The 23297-nt window shown below is 59.7% G+C and carries 25 protein-coding genes; 12 read left to right on the top strand and 13 right to left on the bottom strand.

The window, feature by feature from the left end:
* Positions 1–79 precede the first annotated feature (79 nt).
* The 5 genes from C5F53_RS20085 (at position 80) to C5F53_RS20075 (ending at position 4025) form a co-directional block, all read left to right on the top strand.
* Entirely contained in the window at positions 80–766 is a 687-nt protein-coding gene (locus tag C5F53_RS20085; RefSeq protein WP_146097308.1) for a hypothetical protein, read from the top strand.
* Positions 767–879: 113 nt separating this feature from the next.
* The gene (locus C5F53_RS20080; protein WP_146097307.1) at positions 880–1200 is read left to right on the top strand and encodes a hypothetical protein; all 321 of its coding nucleotides are present in this window, start codon (positions 880–882) and stop codon (positions 1198–1200) included.
* A gap of 608 nt (positions 1201–1808) precedes the next feature.
* Positions 1809–2411 (top strand): hypothetical protein, encoded by a 603-nt coding sequence (locus C5F53_RS06275; RefSeq protein ID WP_105260523.1) that lies wholly within the window; start codon positions 1809–1811, stop codon positions 2409–2411.
* Between the two features lie 95 nt (positions 2412–2506).
* Positions 2507–2971, top strand: a complete 465-nt coding sequence (locus C5F53_RS06270; protein WP_105260522.1) for a hypothetical protein — start codon at positions 2507–2509, stop codon at positions 2969–2971.
* 259 nt (positions 2972–3230) lie between these two features.
* Positions 3231–4025, top strand: coding sequence for a hypothetical protein (locus tag C5F53_RS20075; RefSeq protein ID WP_146097306.1), 795 nt, complete (start codon positions 3231–3233; stop codon positions 4023–4025).
* Between the two features lie 211 nt (positions 4026–4236).
* On the opposite strand, the gene C5F53_RS06265 is transcribed toward C5F53_RS20075, so the two are convergent.
* From C5F53_RS06265 to C5F53_RS06240, 6 genes are all read right to left on the bottom strand, one after another.
* The gene (locus tag C5F53_RS06265) at positions 4237–4512 is read right to left on the bottom strand and encodes a hypothetical protein (RefSeq protein ID WP_105260521.1); all 276 of its coding nucleotides are present in this window, start codon (positions 4510–4512) and stop codon (positions 4237–4239) included.
* Between the two features lie 211 nt (positions 4513–4723).
* Positions 4724–5431: a DUF3800 domain-containing protein gene (locus C5F53_RS06260; protein WP_105260520.1), complete on the bottom strand. Its 708-nt coding sequence runs from the start codon at positions 5429–5431 to the stop codon at positions 4724–4726.
* 7 nt (positions 5432–5438) lie between these two features.
* The gene (locus tag C5F53_RS06255; RefSeq protein WP_105260519.1) at positions 5439–6398 is read right to left on the bottom strand and encodes a restriction endonuclease; all 960 of its coding nucleotides are present in this window, start codon (positions 6396–6398) and stop codon (positions 5439–5441) included.
* A 298-nt stretch (positions 6399–6696) separates the two neighbouring features.
* On the bottom strand, positions 6697–7764 hold the full coding sequence (locus C5F53_RS06250; protein WP_146097305.1) for a TerB family tellurite resistance protein: 1068 nt from the start codon (positions 7762–7764) through the stop codon (positions 6697–6699).
* Complete coding sequence (locus C5F53_RS06245; protein WP_146097304.1) at positions 7761–8207, bottom strand: hypothetical protein; 447 nt, start codon at positions 8205–8207, stop codon at positions 7761–7763. Before C5F53_RS06245 ends, C5F53_RS06250 begins: the two co-directional genes overlap by 4 nt.
* A gap of 330 nt (positions 8208–8537) precedes the next feature.
* Positions 8538–9020, bottom strand: a complete 483-nt coding sequence (locus C5F53_RS06240; RefSeq protein ID WP_105260517.1) for a GreA/GreB family elongation factor — start codon at positions 9018–9020, stop codon at positions 8538–8540.
* Between the two features lie 265 nt (positions 9021–9285).
* On the opposite strand from C5F53_RS06240, the gene trmB reads away from it, so the two are divergent.
* The 3 genes from trmB (at position 9286) to C5F53_RS06225 (ending at position 12696) form a co-directional block, all read left to right on the top strand.
* Positions 9286–10077 (top strand): tRNA (guanosine(46)-N7)-methyltransferase TrmB, encoded by a 792-nt coding sequence (trmB, locus tag C5F53_RS06235; RefSeq protein ID WP_105260516.1) that lies wholly within the window; start codon positions 9286–9288, stop codon positions 10075–10077.
* A 10-nt stretch (positions 10078–10087) separates the two neighbouring features.
* Positions 10088–11017, top strand: coding sequence for a pseudouridine synthase (locus C5F53_RS06230; RefSeq protein WP_105260515.1), 930 nt, complete (start codon positions 10088–10090; stop codon positions 11015–11017).
* A 110-nt stretch (positions 11018–11127) separates the two neighbouring features.
* Positions 11128–12696 (top strand): EAL domain-containing protein, encoded by a 1569-nt coding sequence (locus C5F53_RS06225; protein WP_161499893.1) that lies wholly within the window; start codon positions 11128–11130, stop codon positions 12694–12696.
* Here the strand turns inward: C5F53_RS06225 and C5F53_RS06220 are convergent.
* Entirely contained in the window at positions 12693–13793 is a 1101-nt protein-coding gene (locus tag C5F53_RS06220) for a rhomboid family intramembrane serine protease (protein WP_201740812.1), read from the bottom strand. The two genes, C5F53_RS06225 and C5F53_RS06220, sit on opposite strands and share 4 nt — an antisense overlap.
* A gap of 150 nt (positions 13794–13943) precedes the next feature.
* On the opposite strand from C5F53_RS06220, the gene C5F53_RS06215 reads away from it, so the two are divergent.
* A complete protein-coding gene (locus C5F53_RS06215; RefSeq protein ID WP_105260512.1) occupies positions 13944–14477 on the top strand; it encodes a PEPxxWA-CTERM sorting domain-containing protein in 534 nt (177 codons plus the stop codon).
* A 53-nt stretch (positions 14478–14530) separates the two neighbouring features.
* Here C5F53_RS06215 and C5F53_RS06210 read toward each other — a convergent pair whose 3' ends face one another.
* From C5F53_RS06210 to C5F53_RS06200, 3 genes are read right to left on the bottom strand one after another with little or no spacing between them, the layout of a single operon-like run.
* The gene (locus C5F53_RS06210; RefSeq protein ID WP_105260511.1) at positions 14531–15577 is read right to left on the bottom strand and encodes a TIGR03790 family protein; all 1047 of its coding nucleotides are present in this window, start codon (positions 15575–15577) and stop codon (positions 14531–14533) included.
* Positions 15555–17294, bottom strand: coding sequence for an aminodeoxychorismate synthase component I (gene pabB, locus C5F53_RS06205; protein ID WP_105260510.1), 1740 nt, complete (start codon positions 17292–17294; stop codon positions 15555–15557). The genes C5F53_RS06210 and pabB overlap by 23 nt, the downstream gene beginning before the upstream one ends.
* A gap of 31 nt (positions 17295–17325) precedes the next feature.
* Positions 17326–18477 carry a transglutaminase family protein gene (locus tag C5F53_RS06200; protein WP_105260509.1) on the bottom strand — a complete coding sequence of 384 codons (1152 nt, stop codon included), beginning with the start codon at positions 18475–18477 and terminating at the stop codon, positions 17326–17328.
* 128 nt (positions 18478–18605) lie between these two features.
* Between C5F53_RS06200 and dinG the strand changes: the two genes are divergently transcribed.
* The 3 genes from dinG (at position 18606) to C5F53_RS06185 (ending at position 21958) form a co-directional block, all read left to right on the top strand.
* Positions 18606–20765, top strand: coding sequence for an ATP-dependent DNA helicase DinG (gene dinG, locus C5F53_RS06195; protein WP_236635268.1), 2160 nt, complete (start codon positions 18606–18608; stop codon positions 20763–20765).
* Positions 20766–21264: 499 nt separating this feature from the next.
* Positions 21265–21540 carry a hypothetical protein gene (locus C5F53_RS06190; protein WP_105260508.1) on the top strand — a complete coding sequence of 92 codons (276 nt, stop codon included), beginning with the start codon at positions 21265–21267 and terminating at the stop codon, positions 21538–21540.
* 208 nt (positions 21541–21748) lie between these two features.
* Positions 21749–21958, top strand: coding sequence for a hypothetical protein (locus tag C5F53_RS06185; protein ID WP_105260507.1), 210 nt, complete (start codon positions 21749–21751; stop codon positions 21956–21958).
* On the opposite strand, the gene C5F53_RS06180 is transcribed toward C5F53_RS06185, so the two are convergent.
* Genes C5F53_RS06180 through C5F53_RS06170 form a run of 3 tightly spaced genes read right to left on the bottom strand, consistent with a single transcriptional unit; the run spans position 21948 to position 23260 of the window.
* Positions 21948–22298: a single-stranded DNA-binding protein gene (locus C5F53_RS06180; protein WP_105260506.1), complete on the bottom strand. Its 351-nt coding sequence runs from the start codon at positions 22296–22298 to the stop codon at positions 21948–21950. The genes C5F53_RS06185 and C5F53_RS06180 overlap by 11 nt on opposite strands.
* A 2-nt stretch (positions 22299–22300) precedes the next feature.
* Positions 22301–22849, bottom strand: a complete 549-nt coding sequence (locus C5F53_RS06175; protein ID WP_105260505.1) for a lipocalin family protein — start codon at positions 22847–22849, stop codon at positions 22301–22303.
* Between the two features lie 51 nt (positions 22850–22900).
* On the bottom strand, positions 22901–23260 hold the full coding sequence (locus C5F53_RS06170) for a DUF2237 family protein (protein ID WP_105260504.1): 360 nt from the start codon (positions 23258–23260) through the stop codon (positions 22901–22903).
* Positions 23261–23297: the final 37 nt, after the last annotated feature.

Here is a 23297-nt window from a genome sequence, read left to right as displayed (position 1 = left end):
AGGGAATCATGGGTGTATGTGGCTCTGTTCATAAGACCTGTTTGACGTCTACAACACGTTGGACGTCATAGGAGAAGGTGTGAGTGAGTTATTGAACGAGTACGTGTCATATGAACCGCCAAAGTCGGTGTGCTTTGGACACCAGACGCGAATCAAGAACGCCAGAAGCGCGTGGCCACTCGTCGAGTCGTTCCTCGAAAAGAGGACAACGAGCACGCTCAATGAGCATATTTCTCTTCGGTGCGTGCTGCCCTTTTCTGGCCCAGTTGATGTCTTCAATGCGTACCGTTCGCACGCAAACAATGTGCTGGGCACATGCGATGAAGGCACATGGCACTTCACACCAGCACAGTTTAAAGAGGCACTGAATCTTTCTTTTGAGGAGGACCTCTGGCCGCGTCAGTCGGCTGGTGGTCCGGCGTGTCTTTCCTTCAGCTACACCTTTGCGTGGAAGGCTCCCTTCGAGCCTCTCGCCAGTGGCCTGCCAATAACTTCGCGCTTGAACGTCTTAATTGAGGCGCAGAGAATCTTTCTACAGCCTCATTTCATCTTCCCGTGGTCGTGGAGTTCAAGTGAACTGCGGGAGTTTCTCTGCTGCATCCAGGGCGATCTACCCCTAGATTTACGTGAGCAGTATTTCAAACGGCTGGTGTCTACAAAATCAGGCGGAAGTCGGGCGCTAAAACTTCCAAAGGGTTGGATGAATGCCGCCCAACAACAGGTTCAAGGTCCGACGTCTCCGCCTTCGGCGGAGCCGCGCCCTTAACCTGGGCGTAACGACTGCTTTGGAGCGCAGCTAAAGTCGGCTTTCAGTCTGTAGGCGCCTCGGCTCTGGGGCGAAAGTCGACCATTTTCTAAAAGTCTAGCCAGGACATTTTTGTGACCCACACGCCCGCTGAAGTAGACGAATGGACGCAAGAGCTGCTTGATGAAGCTCTCAGGGATTTGGTGTTCTTGTGGAATATACGGAAAGGTGACTTTAGCGAATTGCACAGACCGCCAGATGAGGAAACGATTGAGGCAGTTCTATCTGGCTTGGTGCGTGGCGGCTGCGTCGTCGGCTTTGGAGACCCAGGTACTTCCTCATGGACGGTTCCCTCTGAATTGAAGGTTTCGAGGGAAAACTTGCCGCAAGCAGTGTTGAACTTCTGTATGAAAAATCCTTCTGGTGACGAATTTCTGGTGTTCACCAGAAGGTAAACGACTGCTGTTGAGCGATACGAGAGTCGGCTTTCAGTCTGAAAGCGCCTCAGCTACGCAGCGAATGCGGTCTGCAAAATACACAGGCCAATGTTTCCGATAGCCCTTGTCCATGAACCGACCACACGACATCGAAGGTTTGTTTAATTTGTTTGCCACCTCTGAAAGTGGGCGGCGCTTAGCCGTACGCTCCGGCTATCGCCCGATACACAAAGTTCATGAGAACTATTTGTCATCCGGACATCATCAGTATCCCGACGTAGACGAAGTAAGCCCAGGGGAGGTCACCAGGGTGTTGATTTGGCTAATCTCTCCAGATGTCTATCCAGCTTCTATGTGGAATGGTCGAGAGATTGAGATTTCAGAGGGTACCCGTGCAATGGGGGTTGTGAAAATTACCAAAGTCTTGAACCCGGTTCTCTTAGGTAGCCCCGAGACTTTTTCATCTAAATGGATTGAGCCACACATTGTTAGCCCCCCCACAAGTGATAAGACCTAATTACTCTGACCGATTTGGAGTGCGACAAAAGTCCGCTTCCAGTCTGCAGGCGTCGTGGTGTCGGGTCGATAGGCTGCAAAATCGATAAATTTTTCGTTAGGTTGTATCAATGCACGAGATCGCAGATTTCATCGAGAAGTACACCGAAGCTGATCGGGAGCGGGTTGCCTTCGCTTGGAACGGCGAGCACGCGGCGGAATTCGAGGATGCCAATCAAGAGTTCCGGTGGAGGGTAGTGCATGCGTGCGTGGCCGCACCAGAGAGGGCACCGCCGCTCTTGCTTGAGCACCTTTTCCTGGCAGATGCTGAGTGGTCACGCGAAGCGTGGGGTTCTCCGCATCACTTCGCAGAACTTGGCGGCGCACTCCTTGTGCGCGGCGAAGATGCCGCACTGGGTTCGTTCGCGAAAGGTTTCGTCGCCTCGTTCGACACCTTTGGTTCCTGCCACGAGCTCCGCCTTCCGGCTGAACTACTAGCTCGCCTAACCCGCCACACACAGCAAGCACTGATAGGAATGAACGACGAAGAGCAACGAAAGCCACTCGAAGCCACTGCCGAGTTGTTCACGAAACTGCAAGCCGGAAATGCCGCACATGGCTGGGCGAGGGTTGAACCGGGTACGCAAGTCGCAAACGTTCATGTCGTGTGGCCGCGCTGGTATCACAAGGCCTGGATAAAGATTGCCTCGCTATGGAGGTCCAATGCAACCTAACGACTGCTTTAGATCGCTGCAAATGTCAGCAACCAGTCTATTGGCGTCTCCGCAAGGCTCAATCTTCCACACATGATTCGTTAGCAGGCACAAACATGACGACGGCGCTCACCTCAAAGCAAAAAAACGAACAGGCAGCTTTCGCTAGATTTGCGCGCGCCATGGAAATTGAGAGTGAATGGCTGAGTGTGTGCAGCAGGCCCGAACCTGAGCCAGACCTATTGTGCGTTCACGCGACTGATGGGCCAATTGCTTTCGAGTTGGTAAGTCTTACAGATGAGGACATATCTAAAGTGCAGGCTGCAGGTTCTAAGGCCCGCCAAGATGCTTTTTCCACTTCTGATCCCTCAGAAAGAATCATCCGCAAAAAGCTCAACAAGAAATACATGACATCGGTAAAGCGTATCGAGTTACTCGTTTACACCGATGGCCAAATCATTACACCAGACGACGTGATCATTCCAACCATTCTTCCCTGGCTCGACGCAACTACGCACCCGTTCTCTTGTGTATGGTTTATGGGGGAACGTACGACTTGCCGCTTATGGAGTCCCAGCTAGATATGCCAATCGACACGGCCCCACATTTGCGTGCAGCGGCTTCGTCGCGAAGGATGACGGGCTTGTCATTTTCACGTTAATACTGCATTTTCAAGGACTGCTTTCAGTCTGTAGATGCCCAAGCTTTGGGGCAGAAGCGATCATTCCGCATCCAGGCCCAGTTCGATACGATTTCGATGTCCATTTCATAGCTAATTCATTAGATCTCACGCAACAAATGGGAATTCGTATGCCATCTCGTCTGATAGTGAGTGCCGCCGTGACAATTCGCCTCCTTGGAGTAGTTCTTTGCAGTGCAATATGCGGCTCCACATTGGCACAAAGCAATTCAACTATTACGCAGGAAATTCTGACTTGCGTTCAGAAGACAGAGTTTTACCCCGATCGGCTTTATCGGGCTGGTGATTCATATGTAGCTGACCGTCTTAGCGCGTTCACGCAATGCCTGAATGCTTCGTCAAACCCCAAAGACCCCGAAGTTCTATTCGCGTTGGGTGCCGGCTACAAGTTTGAACCGATGCCACACGCAGATGGCTATATGGAGAACGCACGCAAAGCTTTTTGTGCTGCAGCAGAACAAGGGTATGTTCTCGCGCAAGAGGAATGTGCCGCCTTCAGCGCTGAAGACAAGCATGCCCAGTATCGATGGACACTCTCTGCAGCTCTCAATGGATCAAGCTCAGCGCAAGCAAACATTTCTCTGAATGCATGGGGCGATGCCGCTAGGCGAGAGGACCAAGCGTACAACAACTACTTGGTCAATTACCTCGCTTGCCATCCAGCCATGTTCAGGTCATTGGAGATAGCGTCTCCGGCGCCAATTGCCAGGAAAGAAGTACTTGCGGGAATGAAAGCGCAAGCCCGCGTAAAGCTTGCGAATCTGGCTCAATGCCAAAGAGAAGTCAACAAGTCACTTTCAGACAGCTTGGATGTCAATTCACGCAAGGAATGGGAATCGCGAGCAAGCAAGCAACTGAATGCAACGCTGGAAAACATGCGCCAGCAAGTAAAACGTTACCCTGGTCTGTCCAACCAGCAGCTGATTTCGCCTTGAACGGCGACGGAAAGATCAGCTGTCATTCTTCCCGCATCTACTTCATTGTCTCGGCATTGCAATTTGCCGCACGACACTACGGGCAGATGATGGCAGTAATACAGCCCACTGGACTTCACACGGTCCGGTAGACATAGTTCGACTTTCAGTTCGACGCGATCTCGATAGCAGTCATTCGCCAGAAACAGCATCCGGCCCCTTGGAGACCGTGCTATCGGAGCAGTTCGACGGCGGCAGCAATGAGCCAGACCTCCGGTCTGGTCTCGCGATGCATCCCGCGGAAGGCGTGGGTGTAGCCGCGCGTCAACTCATCCAATGCGGCGCTTACGTTTGGCGGTTCCGCGTCAAGGAACGCAAATGCATCTTCCAGGCAGCCTCGCTCGGTGTTGATGTCTGGAGGCAGGCTCTCGACAAGGGAGCACAGCCCCCTGGCGATTGATACTTTGTTTGGCGGCTCGATAGGCTGCTTGAGTTCATGAATACGCATTGTTCGTGACCTTTTCAACGAGACAACTGTTGAGGTTGACACACCTCAAGGGTCCAAGCATTGGTCTGGCCAGCGTCCCCAGAGCGGTCGGTCGCGACTGACTCGTTGTGGCCCTCAGTAGCTGTCGACCCAAATTAGACATCCCTGGGTCAACGGCTCATATGGAGAGTTTAGGGTTCCAGAATGATCGAGGAAGCCGAAGTGAGGAGCGCTACTTCGGCCACTCCTTGTACTTCGACGGACCGAGATCAGCGTGTTTGTCATTGAGAATGTTGAACAGCGCCTGATGCCGCTCGTTCTTGGAGTCTGTATTCCGATGACGGAATTGCTTCAGCCACGTATACACATCAGCAAGCTGCAGAAAGCGGCTTAGATGCGAGTGCGTGAAGTGCACGGAGTCTACGAGGTTGGTAATCTTCTGCCCGTACTGAAAGTCAGTGCCATTTACGCGATAGGACGACAGGCTGGTTGCGCATCTCGCCGCCGACGAATCAGTGTCCCGATCACCGATTAACATGCCCATCTTCCCCCGTGCCCGCATCAATTGGTTCGAGCGTTCGCACAAGAACATGAATGCAATGTCGGATGATGACTGGGTGTCATGGAGTTTGGCTTTGTTAATCTGGATGTCGATCAAGCTGACCTGTTTCAGCGACAGTATGCCAACAAACTCTTTCAGCAAATCAAGCCTGACTCCAAAATCATTCCAGGTTTTGAAGTGGGCCTTCCGATGAAATATCTCGGCGGCATGAAACTCCGTGTCGCGGCCAAGCACTGAGTTGTCGAAAGACTTCTCTGCCAATTGCGAAATGCGTGTTTCGACATCCGCAATGTCCGCTTCGTCGATGCACACGCCACCGATGTGATAGACCGGATAGTCGTCGTCGTCCTTCGCCTCGTCAAAGAAGATTAGTTGCACGATACGTTCAACACAGGATTTCGGCGAAGGGCTTCTTGTCCAAAATGGCGGCCTGCACTTTGTGCCGTAGCAGCGCTATGAGGTCACGTTCGTTCAACAGGAGCATGACGATCTCACGCAACGTGCATAGCGCCATGACCTTGTTGGTGGAGTGGGTCACGCATTCGGCGATGGCCGGCGCTGTGAAGTCGGAATTCGAGATAAAGATGCCGCGGACGCCCTCGCGGGCGAACAACCGCATCATGTGTGAGCCGAGTTCCGGCACACCCACCGGAGTGCTGAGCCACTTCATCTCAACTAGGTATATGTTTCCCTCGAACTCTATGACTCCGTCAATCTGCTCGACGACAACGCTGCCTGTCGGATCCTGTCGTTTGAAGTCCTCGCGAACCAGAATGCCATGAACGCGGAACAAGTCGTTCAACACTCCTTCTAGCAGCTTGCCGCGTTTCTGCGGCTCGGCGTCCAAGCCGAATAGCAGGTTCAAACGGTCGCGCACATCTTGAATCTTTCGGCGTTTCTCGGCCGCCGCTTCGCGTTCTGCACGCGCTTTCGCTGCAATATCCGCCTGCGCAGCCTCGCGTTGCTGGTTCATCCGTGTGAACGAGTCGCGATGGTTGACGATCTTGGCGAGGTCGCCGACGTTGGCCTTGGCCTTATGCACATCGCTTTCCCAGCACATCGAGAAGTGCTCGAACTCAACCACACGTTTTATGACTTCCCGACGCGGTCTAAGACCGGCATCGCCACGCTTGTTGAGTTTCTCCAGCACGTCGCGCACTATCGCGAATTTGCTCACCGAATTGCGGTCTGCACGTACCTTGGCTTGCATCTCCAGCAGATCGTCACTGGGCACGCCGGCACCGCGCAGGAACAACAGCACGTCATCCTTGCCTTTTGAGAGCAGAGGAATCGTGTCGACAAGCAAATTGAAAACATCCGGCGGGTAGTGGAAGCGGTCGTCCATGGCGAAATTATGCCGTCAGTACATACCACTGGAGTTGACACGCCGGACTCAACCCAAAGCTGACTATCACGAATGACCGTTACTGGCCCGGAGCCGACGATACATAGTGCAGTCCAATCGCGTTTTTGGGTTAGGTGTGAATCAGAACAATGGCCTGGTTTTCACAGGAATTGCTGGCAGGGATTGGATTGGAATAGCTGGGGAGTTTCAGTGGGATACATAGCCATCAAAACACTATGACAATGTTCACGTGATTGACTATCTCCCGATATGGAATAACGTCAAAAGGGTCACAAGACTATTTTTGCCGTACCTTCTCTCGCAGCCATGAGGCAGCAGCACCGGTGGTCGATGCAACGGATTGAGCGGTATTTTTCAGCTGCTCCTTGGTCGGTAGAGCCGCTTGAGCAGCACCTGCCGCACTCTTCAACCCGTGTTGGATCGAGCTGCCTGCTGTTGCAGCAGTGGTGCGGACGTCCTGCGCTGAAGGCATTGCCGATTGAATCCGATCCACTGTCTTAGATGCGCTCTCAGCTAAATGCGAGCTCACCGGGGCGATTGTCGCCTTGGCTTCTGCCCACCAATTTGCAAGATTTCCGTTGGGTACGGCGTGCAGTAATCTGGACACTTTGGTCAAAGTCTGTTCTTCCGCGGGGGTCAAAGCACCGGCTGATGTCAGCATCTCCCGAAGAAAGCCAGAAAGATCCGTAGCAATAACTTGGTGCTTGCAGTCTGGATTGGCGTGGAGGAATTCGGCCAGTTCTTGAGCCATCGCTTCCACGTTGAGTTTATTCAACTCAGGCTCAATCACCTGGAGAGCTTGCTTCACGAAATGGCCATCCAGTCCCCAGTCCTCGACGAGGTGCATTGTGATGAGCTCCCGCTCCTCAGGATCGATCTGTCCGTCTACCTTGGCCAAGCCAAGCGCTAGCGGTGCAATCAGATCGAATAAAGCCAGGCCTAACGCATCGAGCGGGGTGTTCAGGAAACGGGGTATCTCGATGACCCGACTGCCTTTCGAATTGCCGAGGAATCGATAGAGGCCATAACATGCGCCTCCAGAAGCAAGGGCGGCAAACGCTACCCAACCAATAGGCGTTGCAGCGGTCCCAATACCAATCGCTCCGAGTAGGCCAGATGGAGCAAAAAAAGAGGTCGCGACTAAGCTAGATTTGGCGACAGCTGCGCCCGTGCCAGCTGCGCCCAATACATCCCAAAGTTCACGCATCCCGTTGACTAGGCGAAGCGATGTATACGCCTCCTCGCCGATCGCAAGTTTGGCTTTGAATCGCAGTGGCTCGGCAACAACCCGTTCTACGCCTTCGAGCACTGCGGCTGCGCCAACCCGAGAAGAAACAGTGGTCATGCTGCGTCTGTCGCAAACCGAGCTGCGAATTCCTTGATTCGATCCGCAAAGTCCCCACTCTCATATTCTTTGAGAGCGCCCCAGCTCACGCCGAGGGCCAATGCCAACGGAGTAAGCACGGGGCTCAACAATCCACCGAGCAGAGGAACCATGCTGAGCAGAGCTGCCACCACGGCCGCAAGAATCACTGCAAAGCCTAGCTTCGGGAATTGCTGAATGAGCGACAGGACGAAGTCCAGAACTTTCCGGCCGATTCGCAGGACGGCATTGCCTACGTCGACACCAAGTTTGAGAAGGTCAGAAAGTAGTGCTTTAGCGTCTGCCGACAAATTCAGCGATTCAATCCGCCCCAGGATTTGGGCATCGGAACGCTCAGTCGAGTTCACAAAACTGATCAGATCAGACGTTGCAACGAGGTTTGAGGATGTATCGGTCTTATTCATAGCTTCTCCCTTTATTTGAGACACAGAGAACTGATCTTCTGTGCAAATGCTACACGACCGAGCCATGATTTGTTCTCGACTGTTGCAGTCGCTGTCGATCCTTCTGCTACAAAGAATCACTTTCGAAAAGGCTATGGCAGGTGCGACGTCCACCCAGTTTCAGTAGCACTTGGGTTTGGAGCCCAGGAGCGTAAGTACGGCAATCCGGTCGATCTTTTTTCGTGCTCCAAAGCGGACATTCACCAAGATCCGCAACTGGCCCACTGCCGAAGTCTAGCCTCCAGGCACGCCTGCTGACCTCAACCAATTTGGCATGGGCTTGCTTGCGGATTAATAAACCCGCAGCACCTCAAATTGCTGTTGAATTGGAGCGACCTGTATCCAAACCTCATCACCCTCACATTTACCCAGCATGGCCCTGCCCAAAGGGGCTTCGCTACTGATGACCTGAACGAGCTGAGCGCCGCTGACCAACTTCATGCTGCCCCCATCCGGCCCGAGAAAGAGCTGTTGCTGCTTGTCGTCGGAATCGACTAGGCAGACCAGCGCGCCGAGCTGTATACCTTTGCTGGCATCGTAGGGGCGCGGGCGGAATTGGCGCCAATTGGCCATCGCCTGGCGGATGCCTGCGGCGCGCCGAGCCTGGCCGGTAGCCAGGTAGGCGGCTTCGAGTCCCAATGTGTCGTATTTGTTTTCGGCAATGTTTTCTTCGTGAGTCGCCGTTTCATGGGCCGCACGCACTGCCTGTTCGGCTTGCAGCAGGTCTTCGGCGAGCCGCTCCAGCACCTGCTGCTGCAGCAAGAATTTATCTATGATGAAAGGTAGGCATCTCGAAAAGCGGGGGACAAGTGTTGACTATGAAGTGCTTTACCAGCCTTAGACGCTTCTGTTGGCTTCAGGCTAACTTCAGCTTGTCGGCTGCGTATCCCGCGGTGCGGCAAGTGGAAGCGATTGTCTTCCAGAAAGCATTCTCTGGCCAACTCCCGCAAGTGGCCCCCCCTTCCCGCGACTCCCAAAAATGCCCCCCACCGCCCCTGCATACAATGCAGGCCCGGCCTTTTTGCCGCGACTGCCGACCATGACCACCTCCACACCCGACACCACCCCGCCCGAGAACCCTGCCGAAGAAGGCGCCAAGCCCTTCATGCGCACCATCAAGAGTTTTGTGAAGCGCGCGGGCCGCATGGGCAGTGGGCAGATCAAGGCGGTGGAGGAACTGGGGCCGAAATTTCTCTTCCCCTACCAGCCATCTGCTATCGATTTCGAAGCTGCATTCGCAGGTGCGGCGGGGGCTAGCGGCCCAAATGATGCCCAAACTGGCACACAGCGCCCGGTGGTGCTGGAGATTGGTTTTGGCATGGGCGAGGCCACGGCCCAAATTGCGCTGACCCTGCCGGGCACCAACTTTTTGTGCTGCGAGGTGCACGAGGCCGGTGTGGGCGCCCTGCTCAAACGCATTGGTGAAAACAACATTCCCAACATCCGCATCTGCAACCACGACGCGGTGGAGGTGATTGACCACATGCTGCCGCTGGGCAGTCTGGACGGTGTGCACATCTTCTTCCCCGATCCCTGGCACAAGACCAAGCACAACAAGCGCCGCCTGATCCAGAGCCCGCTGGTGGCCAAGCTGGCCGCGCGCCTGAAGCCCGGCGGCTACCTGCACGCCGCCACCGACTGGGAGCCCTATGCCCAGCAGATTCTGGAAGTGCTGAGCGCCGAGCCCAAGCTGAAGAACCGCGCGCTGGCAGCCAACCCCGAGCTGGCCGGCTACGCGCCCAAGCCGCACTACCGCCCGCTCACCAAGTTCGAAAACCGTGGCATCAAGCTCGGCCACGGCGTGTGGGACGTGGTGTTCGAGCGCATTTAACCCGGCTGGCATGGCGCGCCCCCGCCCCAACGCCCCGCCCACGCGCAACGGGGTAGGCGCCAGCAGCGTGGTGCTGCCCGAGGGGCCCTGGGCCACGGTGCTCGAATTTTTGGTGCAACGCTTCCCCGGCATCCCCCACGCCCAATGGCTGCAGCGCCTGCAGGATGGCGATGTGGTGGACGAGCAGGGTCTGGTGCTGACGCCGCACAGCGCCTATGCGCCCAAGCGCCGGCTCTACTACTACCGCGCGCTGGCGGCCGAGCCGCCCATACCGTTTGACGAAGTGGTGCTGTGGCAGGACGAACACCTGCTGGTGGTGGACAAGCCACACTTTTTGCCGGTCGTGCCCTCGGGCAAATACCTGCAAGAGACCGTGCTGGTGCGCCTGAAGAACCGGCTGGGGCTGCACGACTTGGTCCCCATCCACCGCATTGACCGCGACACCGCAGGCCTGGTGCTGTTCTCCATCAACCCCGCTACGCGCGACGCCTACCACGCGCTGTTTCGCGACCGGGTGGTGGCCAAGACCTACGAGTGCATCGCGCCGGCCAACCCCGCCCTGCCCTGGCCCATCCACCGCGAGAGCCGCATCGCCGTGTCGTCCCACTTCATGCAGCAGACCGAGGTGGACGGCGCGGTGAACGCCATCACCGACATCACACCACTGGAAACCCTGGGGCCGTGGGCCCGCTACCAACTGCAGCCGCTGACCGGCCAGCGCCACCAGCTGCGTGTGCACATGGCGGCGCTGGGCCTGCCCCTGCTGTTTGACGGCATGTACCCCACCCTCACCCCCGAAGACGCTACCGATTACGCCCGCCCGCTGCAGCTGCTGGCCCAGCGCATTGCCTTCACCGACCCGCTGAGCGGCGAGGCGCGGCAGTTTGAGAGTCAGCGCAGGCTGCTGCCCTTGCAAAATTTGAATGAAATAGGCCTCTAGCCCTTATGGAGTATGCGCAAACAGCTCCTTAATTCATAGCAAATACAAGACCCTGGGAGCGCAGTACACTGCAGCAGCGCGCTGCAAGCTCAACCGCCTCCGAGGTGTTTTTGAACAAAAAGCTCACCATCACCATGGCCACATTGGCCGGCCTGCTGGCCGGGGCGATCCCCATCGGGGTGACGCTGCACATGGCCCAGCGGCAAAGCTTGCAGGCCGAGCAGCAGCACATGCTGGACTATGCCCACGCCGTGTTGCAGCGCTCCGAGCGTGCCACCAAGCAGGTGTATGCAGGCATTGCCAAACTGCAGGCCCACAGCGATGCCCCCTGCTCTGCCGCCCAGATGGCCCGCATGGGCGAGATCGATCTGGTCTCAGCCGACATCCAGGCCATGGCCCACATCGCCAACGGGCGCTTGTTGTGCACCTCCTATGGCAAGCTGGAACAAGCCTACACACTGCCCCCCGTGCCAGGCGCACCCAGCAAGGATGGCATCACCCTGTACACGCAGGTGCAGCTGCCATTTGCGCCGGGCATGACTTTCATTGTGGTGGAGCGCGGAGGCTACGCAGCCATCGTGCACGAAGCCATCACCGTCGACATTCCCACCACGCCAGCCGATGTCTCGCTGGCCACGTATTCCCCCCGCAACGGTAATTTCCGGTCCACACGCGGCACCGTGCAGCGCGCCTGGATAGACCGCCCACGCACCGGTGGCCAGGCCACCTTCATGGCCGATGGTTATCTGGTGGCCACCGTGGAGTCGCGCAACTTCTCTACGGTGACGCTGGCGGCCTTGCCACTGGCACAGCTGCAGGCCCACACCACGGCGGTCATTCGGGAGCTGCTGCCGCTGGGCATTCTGGCGGGCCTGGCACTGGCGTTTTTGGTGTTTCTGGTGGCGCGCCAGCAGATGGCGCTGCCCGCCATGATCCGCACCGGGCTGCGCAGAAACGAGTTTTACCTGCTCTACCAGCCCCTCATCGACCTGCACACGGGCGCCTGCGTAGGGGCCGAAGCCCTGCTGCGCTGGCGCCGTGGGGATGGCCTGGCCATGGGGCCGGACAAGTTCATCCCTGTGGCCGAGGAGTCGGGCCTGATCCAGGCCCTGACCCAGCGCGTGCTCCTGCTGTGCGCGCAAGATCTGGGGGACCTGCTGGTGCGCTACCCGGGCTTTCATATCGGCGTCAACCTGTCGTCGCTGGACCTCAAGTCGGCGTGCACGGTGGAGCGCCTGCGTGCCCTGCAGCACAGCAGCGGGGCCGGCCCACAGCAGCTGGTGGTGGAGGCCACCGAGCGCGGCCTGATGGACACAGTGCGAGTGCGCGAGGTCATCCGGGATATTCGCGCGCTGGGTATCGAGGTGGCGGTGGACGACTTTGGCACGGGCTACTCCAGCCTGTCCTACCTGGGCACCTTTGAGCTGGACTACCTGAAGATCGACAAATCGTTTGTGGACACCCTGGGCACCGGGGCCGCCACGAGCCATGTGGCCATGCACATCATCGACATGGCCAAGGATCTGAACCTGAAGATGATTGCCGAGGGCGTGGAGACCGAAGACCAGGCACGCCTGCTGCGTGAGCGTGGTGTGCAGCTGGCACAGGGCTGGCTGTTTGGCAAACCCATGCCTATGCCGCAATTGGTGCAGCGGCTGGTGCTGCAGCAGCGCGCCTAGCGCCGGGGCAGCAGCGGTGCAGAAGCGGGGCGCAAGGCCGCGTCCAGTGCCTGGGCATCGCCTCGGCGCAGACCATCAGACAGCGTGCGTGCCGCCTCTGCACGCTGCACCGCATAGGCCTGCAAAGCCCCCAGCGTAGCGGCCGAGGGCGCATCCCCGGCTGGGGCGGCAGCGGCCAGGCGGTCAAAACTGCGCGCGTAGCCCGCGGCCACTTCAGCGTCTATGCGCCCGGCCAGTTGCTCAAAAGTTTGCCCACCCTGCTGGCCGCTCTGCACCAGGCTGCCCCAGCGCTGGCTGATGCGCTGGTCTTCTTGCAAAAACTGGGCAATGCCGGCCCGGGCCTTCAGCTCTTCCCCCATCAGGTAGGGCGGTGCTGGCAAGGTGCGCCACAGCAGCGCTACCAGCAGCAACACCCCGCTGGCAGATGCCCACTGCCAAGCCCGCACTGGCGGGCTCTGGGCCGTCCACGGGCGGGCCAGCAGCCCGCCCAGCAAGGCGCCCGCCAGCAGGCCACCGGCGTGTGCCGCGTTGTCTATGCCAGGCAGTACCAAGCCCAGACCCAGCATCAATGCCGTAAAAAACAGTGCCCCACCAAACAGCCAGCGAAATTCGGACCGGTCCACCTGCCGGCGCTCGCGCCACAAAAACACCAGCAAGGCCCCGTACAGGCTGAACACCGCGCCCGATGCCCCGCCCGACACCGCCTGGTTGCCCTGCACCACCAGCGACACGCCATTGCCCAACACCCCGCTGCCCAGGTACAGCGCCGCAAACCGCCAGCGCCCCAGCAGCCCCTCCATCAGGCGGCCCACATCCCACAGCGCCCACATATTCAGCGCCAGGTGCATCACCCCAAAATGCACAAACATGGCCGTGCCCAAGCGCCACCACTGGCCGTCTTGCGTGGCCGGCCCAAAGTTGGCCCCCCAGGCCAAGGGCACGCCCTGCGCCGCATGCCACCAGCCTGCACCAGCCAGCAGCATGGCCAAGAAGACCATGACATTGACTGCCAGCACCCCACACACCACGGGCGCTGCAGATGCGGGGCTGCGCATCAGGTCCAGCAGGCTGGTGCGCGTTGTTACAAGTGGTGACACAAATGAAGATGGAAAGGAAAAGCGCTATTACACACGCCTGCACTGGAGAAATCTGCGGACATGCACAAAGCGCTAGTCCGATCGGATCATTGGTTACATGAAACGCCTGGTCTACAGTCCGCACGCATTCACAACCAAGAGGGAGACTTCATGACACTACACAAAATCATCATCAGCGCCGTACTGGGACTTGCTGCATCTTTGGCCAGCGCGCAAACCTATGTGGGATCCTTCACCACCGACGGCAACACCATTACCTTCGCCAACGGCACGTCCTCCAGCCTCGCGGCGGCACATTGGACCTCTAATCCAGGCGTGTTCTCGGGCCTCGACGCAGCCGCATTGATTTTTGGTGGTTTGGCCTCGCAATACGCCGTGTCCACAGATCGCCAGACGATCAACAACCTGGCCTGGTATGACGGCTGGGGCGACCATGCTGGACAAACCTACGCCAGCAACTACAAACTGGACAGCACAGGCTTGGGTTACAACGGCTGTGAAATCGCCGGGACCGACTGCATGTACTCGGCCTACTCGGCCTATATCAAGGATGGTTTCTCCAGTACCAACTACGTATTCCTGACCGCTGCTGTTCCCGAACCTGAGACCTACGCCTTGATGTTGGCGGGCTTGGGCTTTGTGGGCGCTGCAGTGCGTCGTCGCAAACAGGCGCTCCGCGCCTAAGCCCTCTCGGGCTTACCAACACAGGGAGCTTTTAGCTCCCTTTTTTGTGTGCCTCAGCGCCCGAAGGGGGCGGCCAGCGGCTCGCCGACGAACACGCCTTGTGCGGGCCAGGCCACGCTACGCCAGTAGGCTTCCAGCACACTGGCGCCCTGGGCGTAGTGCGCCAGCAGCAAGGCGGGGTGGGGAAACTTTTGCAGGTGGTTACAGGGTTCACTCACCGTGCCATAACTTGCCGTGGCGCCAGCCTCCAGCCAGTCCAGCACACTCATCTGGCCCTGTGCGTGGAGCAGCTGTCCGCCGAATGAGGTGAGGTGATCCGCCAGCGCGCCCGGCAGCCAGGCGATGCGTGCCATGTGCTCCTCACGCACACTGCCGGTTTGGTAGAGGATGACACGGGGCAAGGGCTCGGCCTGGCTGCTGTCCACGCGGTCAATCTGCAGGCCCAACGCAGGCACCATCGCAGCCACAGGAAACAGGGGTGCACGCACATTGCGCGCCTTGTCGAGGGTGGAGACAAATACGGCGTGGGCCAGTGGCACACCGCGCTTGCCCAGCTGCTGGTCGGCAGCCAGGCCACGGTCAATCAGCGCCTTGGCACTCTCCACGCTGCGGGCGGCCAGCAGCATGGAGGGGCGCAGGCCCTCTTCCGTATGCGCGGGGGTGAGCACCCGGTTGAACAGGGGCGAGGGCTTGCTGGGGGCACAGGTGTTTTTGCACACCTCGGGGTCAAAGCCCAGGGTGACGGCAGCGGTGATGCCATTGCACTCCACCGCATAGGGCTGGGTCCAGGCAAGCACTAATGCACGGGTCTTGCCACCCAAGGCGGCCTTGAGTTGCGCTTGCAGCGGCTCAAACTCGGCCGCACTGAGCACGGGTTTCACGGGCAGGTCTACAACCAGCACCTGGCTGGCATCCAGCCCCCGCTGGCGCATGTAGTAGTCGCCCACCGCCACCGAATACGGGTCGGCCTGGTTAACCACCAGGCCCAGGTCTGCCGCCAACACACGTTTGGCACCATGGCCTGCCACCTGTGCGCAGACGCCGGCACCAAGCAGCAGCAACAGCGCGCAGAGCGCCTTAGGAGGCCACCAACTCGGCATTCAGCCAGCCTCGCAAACTGTTGACAAACGCCAGGCCCTGCGCACGCTGCAAGTCCTCCACCCGCACCACGGCCTCGCTCACGCGGCCGCTTTGCAAAAGCACCGCACGGCCAATACCGGGCAGTAGGCCACAGGCCAGCGGCGGTGTGACCCAGCGGCCATCCAGCAACACGGCGATGTTGCCACGTGTGCACTCCGTCACCTCGCCCTGCGCGTTGAACAGCACGGTGTCAAACACGGTGGCATCGCTGGGCGTGAACGCGTCGTAGTGGGCGCGGCGTGTGGTTTTGAAACGCACAAACTCACTGTGCGCATCGGCCATAGGTGCACCGGCCAGTTGCAGCCGCACAGGCTGGGGCGTGTCCACCAGCGCAAAGGCCTGGGCCTGAAAATGCCCGTGGGCTGGCAACAGCAGGCGCACACGGTACGGGCCCTTGGGGTGGGTGGTGGCCAGAGTCTGCAAGGCTTGCAGTGCCCGCTGCCGGTCCCACGGTGTGCCAAAGTGCTGCGCGGCTCCGGCCATTCGGTTCAGGTGCAAATCGACGTGCGGCAACACACCGTCGCGCAGCGCCAGCGTTTCCAGCAACTCAAACGGTTGGCTGGCGCGCTCCAGAAACATACGTTTGCTACGCCACTCGTTCCACTCACCTTCGGCCTGCGCATCAAAGGTAATGCCACTGCCAATGCCACTGCGCGCCGCGTTACCCTTCACGGTGACGGTGCGAATCGCCACATTGAAGGTGGCGTGGCCGCCCGGTCGCACCACGCCGACCGCGCCGCAGTACACACCGCGCTGGTCGGGTTCCAGGGCCTTGATCATGCGCATGGCCTGAACCTTGGGCGCACCGGTGATGGAGCCGCAGGGAAACAGCGCTGTAAACACGTCCAGCAGCGTGGTGCCGGGGCGCGTCTTCGCCTCCACGTCCGAGGTCATTTGCCACACGGTGGGCAGCGCCTCCAGATGGAACAGACGCGGCACTTTCACGCTGTGCGGCTGCGCAAGGCGGGACAGGTCGTTGCGGATCAGGTCCACGATCATGACGTTCTCGGCCCGCTCTTTGGGGGTGTTGCGCAGGTTCGCGGCGTTGGCGGCATCGTCCTCGGGCGTGGCGCCACGTGCGGCGGTGCCCTTCATGGGGCGGCTCAGGATGTGCGTGCCATCCCAGTCAAAAAACAACTCGGGCGAGACCGAGAGCACCTGCTCGGTCCCGGCGTCGATGAAAGCGCTGTAGGCCCGTGGCTGGGCGCGGCGCAGCGCCTGAAAATAGGCCAGCGCACTGCCCGCAAATGGGGCCTGCAGTGGCGCGGTGTAGTTGACCTGGTACAGCTCTCCCGCCGCAATGGCCCGATGGATCTCTGCCATGTTCTGGTCAAACACCACACGCTCCACGCCACCGCCCCACACCACCGTGGGCTCGGCGGCACTGGCGGGCAAGACGTCTGGCAAGGGCTGCGTGTGCACGCCAAACCAGGCCAGCGGCCCGTCGGCCGCATGCACCTGCAGCGCCGCGTCAAACGCGGGTGCCGCTTCGTACCGCACATAACCCACACACCAGCGTCCTTGGCGGCTTAGCGCGTCCACCTGCGCCAGCACGGCGGCCACCTCGTCCACCGCATGCGCCACCAGCACCTGGTCGGGCGGCCCAAACGCCAGCCGCAGCGGGGCTGCGGTGTGGTGCGGGTCACCAAAATCAATCAGGGCATGGGGCTGGGGCATAGGCAGAGTGTGGGGCCAATCGTCAGGCCGTTCAGGCCGCGATTTCCTTGGCGCTGATTTGGTACTTGAAGTCGTCCGGCGCGTAAGAGTCCAGGCGGCCCGCGGCAGTCTCGGCCGCGGGGTACATAAAGAAGCCCAGCTTGGGGCTGGTGGACTGGGGCAGTGCTACATCATGTGCCACGTTGTAGGCCATCCAGTTACCTTCCCAGCCACCAAACAGGCCCTTGTTCACCGGGGCTACCAGCGGGTTCTTGGCGGTCTTGATCCACTCCGGGGTTTCCTGGCGCATCACCTTGGCCACGTCGGCCGGGTCCATGCCCACCCAACCATGGCCCTTGAGGTAGACCTCGGCACGGCAGTGTTGTGCCCCCTTGAGGCTGGCAGAGTTGCCGCCCAGCTCACGGTAACCAAAGGCACTGGGCGCCACGCGCAGGCCGTACACATCGCGCGCGGGGATACCAACGGAGCGGCACAGGCCCACAAACAGCGCGTTCAGGTCGGCACACTTGCCGCCCAGGTTGTTGGTTTCCAGCATGGTCTTGATGTCGCCTTCGCCACAGCCACGCACCTTGGGTTCGCGGTAGGTGTTGGTCACGATCCAGTCAAACAGCTTTTGGGCCTTCTCCACATCGGTCTTGGCGCCGCGGGTGGCCTCTAAGGCCGTGGTGCGCACAATGCCGTCGGTGGGCAGCAGGCTGGTCGGTTGGGTCCAGTACTTGAGGCTGGCGGCGTCTTCAGCCGGGGCAGACTTTTGGCTCCAGTCCTGAGCCCGGTTCTGGGTCTGGATGCGGCTGGTCAGCTCCACAAAAGGTTTGGCCTGGTCGGCGGCAAACTCGACGTACAGCATGCGTGCGCCATAGGTGTTGTCGTCTTCCATGCGGGCCGTGCCGTTGGTCTGGTAGCTACTTTCCAGTGACTTTTGCCAGTCGCTGTTGACCGAGGGAATGGGCAGCCACAGGCGGGTCGCGCCCTGGGGCTTGGCAATGTCCACGCGGGTGGTGACCTCAAAGGTGCGCCACGCGCCCGGCTTGGGGCTGAACTGGCGCTCGGCCATGCTGGCCGATTGTGCAAAATTGATAGCAGGTAGCGCAGTACCTACAAGGGCTACAGCCGAATTGGCCATAAATTTACGGCGCGAAGCCACACGGGAAGCCACGGGGGCAGAAGAAGTAACGGGGGTCATACAGAGATCTCCGGGTGGATGAAAAGGCGGCGCGTACGGCGTAACACAAAGTACCCCGGGGTGGCGCAGGCCCGATTATCCCTGCTGCCTGTATATTCAGCCCTCCCCCGCGCTGAAGGTCCCCCCGTTTGTCCGACTTTTCCTCCCTGCCGCCCGCCAGCGCCGCCCTGGCCCAGCACGCCCTGCACGCCTTCGAGACCGTGGTGGGCAGCACCAGTGGCTTTAGGCGCCGCCCCGGCCAGCACCAGATGGCCGAAACCGTGGCCGCCACGCTGGCCCAGGCCGATATTGGCGAGCACCCCAACCCCACCAAGGCCATTGCCGTCATCCAGGCCGGTACCGGTGTGGGCAAGAGCGCGGCCTATGCCAGTACCGCCATCGCCATGGCACTGGAGCGCAAGACGCGCGTCATCATCAGCACCGCCACCGTGGCCCTGCAAGAGCAGCTGATGACCAAGGACCTGCCCGCCCTGGCCCGCAGCATGGACCAGCCCTTTGCCTACGCGCTGGCCAAGGGCCGCGGGCGCTACGTCTGCAAGGTGAAGCTGGAACGCCTGGTGGGCAGTGGCGCGGCCGAGGACGACATGTTTGACGACGACATGCCGCAGCCCAAGGTGTCGGCGTTGTCGCAAGAAGCCATTGAAGAACGCCGCCAATCGTTGTACGAAAGCATGGCGCACAAGCTGGCCGTGGTGAGCTGGGACGGCGATCGCGACACCCTGCCCGACACACCCGACCCGCGCGACTGGTCGGCCGTGGCCGCCGAGCGCCACACCTGCACCGCACGCCACTGCCCGCGCTACAAGGAGTGCAGCTACTACAACGCCCGCACCAAGCTGGCCGAGGCCAATGTCATCGTCGCCAACCACGACCTGGTGCTGGCCAGCCTGGGCATGAAGACCCTGCCCGACCTGGACAACTGCCTGGTGGTGTTTGACGAAGGCCACCACCTGCCCGCCGTGGCGCTGGACCAGTTCTCCAACGCCATGGACCTGAGCAACCTGCGCTGGCTGGACAAGCTGCCCAAGGCCATGAACGAGGTGGCCGGCAAGCTGGCACTGCATGTGGGCGAAGACGTGCAAACCGTGACCAGCCAGCTCAAAGGCGCACTGACCACCCTGGCCCGCATTGCCATGGACCTGGTGTGGGCCCACACCGGTCAGAACGCGCGCGGCGAAGGCAACGACGGCACGCTGCGCTTTGCCAACGGGGTTTTACCCGACGCATTGCATGAGCCGGTGACACAAATCCACGCGCAGGCCAATGGCCTGTCCAAGGCGCTGGAGGCACTGGGGGTGGAGGTGAAGGCCATTGCCAAAGACGATCCATCGCAAGCCGTGTTGTGCGCCCAGCTGTATGCGCAGCTGGGTGGCCTGGCGCCGCGCCTGGGCAGCCTGGTGTCCACCGCACAACTGCTGCTGGAACATGGCGAACAGCCGCTGGCCAAATGGCTGCAGGCCGAGAGCGAAAACGGCTACCTGACCATGACCGCGCACGCCTGCCCCATCGTGCCGGGTGACTTGCTGCGCCAGTTTTTGTGGAGCCAGGTGCGCGGCGCCATCGTCACCAGCGCCTCCCTCACCAGTTGCGGCAGTTTTGATTACTTCCTCAAAGAAGCAGGACTGTCCAACAAGCCCTATGTCACCGCGCTGGAAGTGGCCAGCCCCTTCAACTACAGCGCCCAGGGCAGCCTGACCGTGGTGCACACCCAAGCCGACCCCAAACACGCCGACGCCTACACCGCCGAGATGGTGCGCGCGCTCATGGACGACATTGAGCAGGTGAAACGCGGCGCGCTGGTGCTGTTCACCAGCCGCGCACAGATGCGCGCCGCCACCGACGCCCTGCCCGGCCATTTGATGGACATGGTGCTGGTGCAAGGCACACAGTCGCGCACGCGCCTGCTAACTGCACACGCAGAACGTGTGGAAAGTGGTTTGCCGTCTGTGTTGTTTGGCCTGCAGAGCTTTGGCGAAGGGCTGGACCTGCCCGGCGCGCTGTGCGAAACCGTGTTCATCGCCAAGCTGCCGTTTGCCCCGCCCAGCGACCCGGTGGACGAAGCGCGTGCCGAGTGGCTACGCAGCGTGGGGCGCGACCCGTTCAACGAACTGGTACTCCCCGCCACGGGTGTGAAGCTGCTGCAATGGACCGGCCGCGCCATCCGCACCGAAGAAGACCGCGCGCAGGTGATTTGCTACGACAAGCGGCTGACGCAAACGAGTTACGGGAAGCGCATGCTGGCGGGGTTGCCGGCGTATAAGTTGGGGACGAGGGTGGTGGGCGGGTAGCATGGACGGCCGATATGCGGCGGAAGCAGTCTTCCAAAGAAATTCCAATAAATTTTTAGCTTCGTGAAATGCGACATCTTCGACGTCCACACAAAACCATCACTTCGAATACGAGGCACTACCGCTCTCGACTGATTCGCATGCCGAAAGAGCGGCTGCGAGGAGTGGTCCGAGGTAGTGTGGGGCGATTCCGAAATTTTGTGCCTGGCAGTGCTAGACGGACTTTGGGAAGGCGAATAGACCGCCTTCTGCAACTCTACGAACTAAGCCAAGGTCAGGATGGCTTCATTCAAGAAATAAAGACAAAGCTTGTAACTCCCTTGCCTCGATTCAATTGGCTTCCTGGCGGTTATGCATACTGGAGAAAGCACATCACTGGTCGGTGACTGAACGTCCGCTTTGTAGCGCACGAAAGGACCGCTTCGAGTCTGTAGATGCCTCGGCTTCGCGGCGACAGCAGACTTCGCCCCAATACTTCGACTCCAGAAAATTCAATCCAATGACCTTAAATCTTGATCAAACCAAGATACTCGCATTTGCCGTGTACGAGCTGCGACTACTACTAGCTGGGCACTTGGGTAGCGACGTGAATGGCGAGCCTTCGGTCCGTGCCGCCGCGCATCTTGCATATGCACTGCACAACCAAGCATTGGCAGTGCTGGAAGGACGCTCATTTGATCCAGCCGAAGCTGTGGAGGCAATCGCAAGAGTTGATAAGGTGCTTGGCGAGAATTTCGTGCAGCAGCTGTCTGAGGCCGCCAGCCGTTCTACCTGAAATCATTTGACTGTGGCCCATGCCCGAAACTCCCACTGACCAAAGTTTTGACGCCCGCTTTGCGGGTTATTCCATGTCGGCCTACAGTCTACTGAAGCCTCAGCGCACCGGCAAAAAGCAGGCAAAGGCCTGTGCATGGCCCTTTACAAAAATCAGATTCAAGCCGTAAGCAACCGGAGAAAATACCGCTTTAGCCCATAAGGTACTTGTGAACCCCTCCCCCGCCCAAACCGATCTCCTCGCCACCTACCGCAGAGCGGAAGCAGAAGCTGCACACAAGTTCGGCTTGATCAAAGTGGTGGCCAACAAAGGGCCCAAGGCAATTCAGGCTGCGGTAGAGACGGCAGCCAAGGCTGCCAAGCGCCGGGATGCGTATGCCAAGAAACTACTGACGCTGGGGGTCGAGCTTAAGGACTGAGAGGCGTGTCGCCTACCCCACCCAGCGCTTGCTGCTTGCGCGCTGCGTGGTAAGCCGTCAGCACCTGCGTCGCCACCATATCCAGTGCGGGCCGGGTGTTGCCTTGTTTATCGGTCCACACCTTGGGCGTCAACGCCCCGGCCAGTGCCACCGCATCGCCATCGTCCAGCGCCATCAATGCAGCGCTGGCCTCTGCTGCAAAGGCAATCACGTTCACGATCAGGCTCTCGCCATCGCCTGCAGTGGCTTTGACTTTGGCCAGCGCAAACATGCTGTCGTTTTTGCCTTGGCGGGTTTCGGCCAGGCCGACCAGGTGGCCGGCAATCAATCCTTCAATCATGCTCACTCCTGCGGGCTCAGTTCCAAACGGGTCATCTTAAAACCACGCTGGGCCAGGCGGGCCAGCAAGGCTTGGTAAGCGGCGGGCTCCACCGTGGGGGTGCGCGAAAGCACCCACAGGTATTCGCGCTCGGGCTCGCTCACCGCCACCAATTGGTACTGTGGGTCCAGGTCAATGACCCAGTAGTTGCCCCACACCATGGGCAAGAACGACAACCACGCGGGCGCAAAGCGTACTTGCAGTTTGGGGGAGTCCGCAGGCCCTACCTGGCGGGCGGCGCCCAGCGCTTCGGTGGTTTGGCCATCAGCCATCACACAGCGGTTGAGCACTTGCACGGTGCCGTCCGGCTTGGCCTGGTAATCGGCGCGTGTGTTGCGGGCGCATTTTTTCTGAAAGCTGTTGGGGTACTTGGCAATTTCATACCACGTGCCCATGTAGCGCGCCACATCCAGAGAGGCTATCGGCTGCAAGGGCGACTTGTCGGCTTGGGCTACAGCGGCGCTGCTGGCCAAGGTGGTGGCAAGCGCCCACAGGAGAAAATGTTGTTTCATAGGCTCAGTATGCATGTGCACAGGGCTCCATCGGTGCGGCAACGCACGCGTTTACAACGCATGGGCCTTAAGTTGCTCCAGGCTCACAGACTCCAGGGCCTTGGCGTGGGTGGCCTCCAGATGCACGGGCGGGGCCACACCCGCCCGCAGGGCTTCCAGCCAGCGGTTGACGCACAGACACCAGCGGTCGCCGGGGCGCAGCCCCACAAAACGGTATTCGGGCCGCGGGGTACTCAGGTCATTGCCCCGTTGCAGTGAATACGCCAGAAAATCAGCCGTAACTTTGGCACACACCACGTGGGTGCCGTGGTCGTGGGCATCGGTGTTGCAACAGCCGTCGCGGGAAAACCCGGTGAGCGGGTCAAACGAGCAGGCTTGCAAGGCAGTGCCTAAAACATTCAGGGCGGACATTCTCAACTCGCTTTCAGACACACAACAATGGCCCCCA

Source organism: Rhodoferax sp. TS-BS-61-7, from assembly GCF_002943465.1.
Taxonomy (GTDB): domain Bacteria; phylum Pseudomonadota; class Gammaproteobacteria; order Burkholderiales; family Burkholderiaceae_C; genus Allorhodoferax.
The sequence above is the reverse complement of the archived record's forward strand: the minus strand, read 5'-3'. Positions and strand labels throughout refer to the sequence as shown.

Excerpts from the sequence above, each read along its gene's own strand:
- C5F53_RS06250 (WP_146097305.1), bottom strand. The coding sequence starts at position 7,764 with ATGACCACTGTTTCTTCTCGGGTTGGCGCAGCCGCAGTGCTCGAAGGC.
- C5F53_RS06255 (WP_105260519.1), bottom strand. The coding sequence starts at position 6,398 with ATGGACGACCGCTTCCACTACCCGCCGGATGTTTTCAATTTGCTTGTC.
- trmB (WP_105260516.1), top strand. The coding sequence starts at position 9,286 with ATGACCACCTCCACACCCGACACCACCCCGCCCGAGAACCCTGCCGAA.
- C5F53_RS06245 (WP_146097304.1), bottom strand. The coding sequence starts at position 8,207 with ATGAATAAGACCGATACATCCTCAAACCTCGTTGCAACGTCTGATCTG.
- C5F53_RS06170 (WP_105260504.1), bottom strand. The coding sequence starts at position 23,260 with ATGTCCGCCCTGAATGTTTTAGGCACTGCCTTGCAAGCCTGCTCGTTT.
- C5F53_RS06180 (WP_105260506.1), bottom strand. The coding sequence starts at position 22,298 with ATGATTGAAGGATTGATTGCCGGCCACCTGGTCGGCCTGGCCGAAACC.
- C5F53_RS06270 (WP_105260522.1), top strand. The coding sequence starts at position 2,507 with ATGACGACGGCGCTCACCTCAAAGCAAAAAAACGAACAGGCAGCTTTC.
- C5F53_RS06200 (WP_105260509.1), bottom strand. The coding sequence starts at position 18,477 with ATGACCCCCGTTACTTCTTCTGCCCCCGTGGCTTCCCGTGTGGCTTCG.
- C5F53_RS06190 (WP_105260508.1), top strand. The coding sequence starts at position 21,265 with ATGACCTTAAATCTTGATCAAACCAAGATACTCGCATTTGCCGTGTAC.
- C5F53_RS06175 (WP_105260505.1), bottom strand. The coding sequence starts at position 22,849 with ATGAAACAACATTTTCTCCTGTGGGCGCTTGCCACCACCTTGGCCAGC.
- C5F53_RS06210 (WP_105260511.1), bottom strand. The coding sequence starts at position 15,577 with ATGCCGAGTTGGTGGCCTCCTAAGGCGCTCTGCGCGCTGTTGCTGCTG.
- C5F53_RS06230 (WP_105260515.1), top strand. The coding sequence starts at position 10,088 with ATGGCGCGCCCCCGCCCCAACGCCCCGCCCACGCGCAACGGGGTAGGC.
- C5F53_RS06265 (WP_105260521.1), bottom strand. The coding sequence starts at position 4,512 with ATGCGTATTCATGAACTCAAGCAGCCTATCGAGCCGCCAAACAAAGTA.
- C5F53_RS06215 (WP_105260512.1), top strand. The coding sequence starts at position 13,944 with ATGACACTACACAAAATCATCATCAGCGCCGTACTGGGACTTGCTGCA.
- pabB (WP_105260510.1), bottom strand. The coding sequence starts at position 17,294 with ATGCCCCAGCCCCATGCCCTGATTGATTTTGGTGACCCGCACCACACC.
- C5F53_RS06275 (WP_105260523.1), top strand. The coding sequence starts at position 1,809 with ATGCACGAGATCGCAGATTTCATCGAGAAGTACACCGAAGCTGATCGG.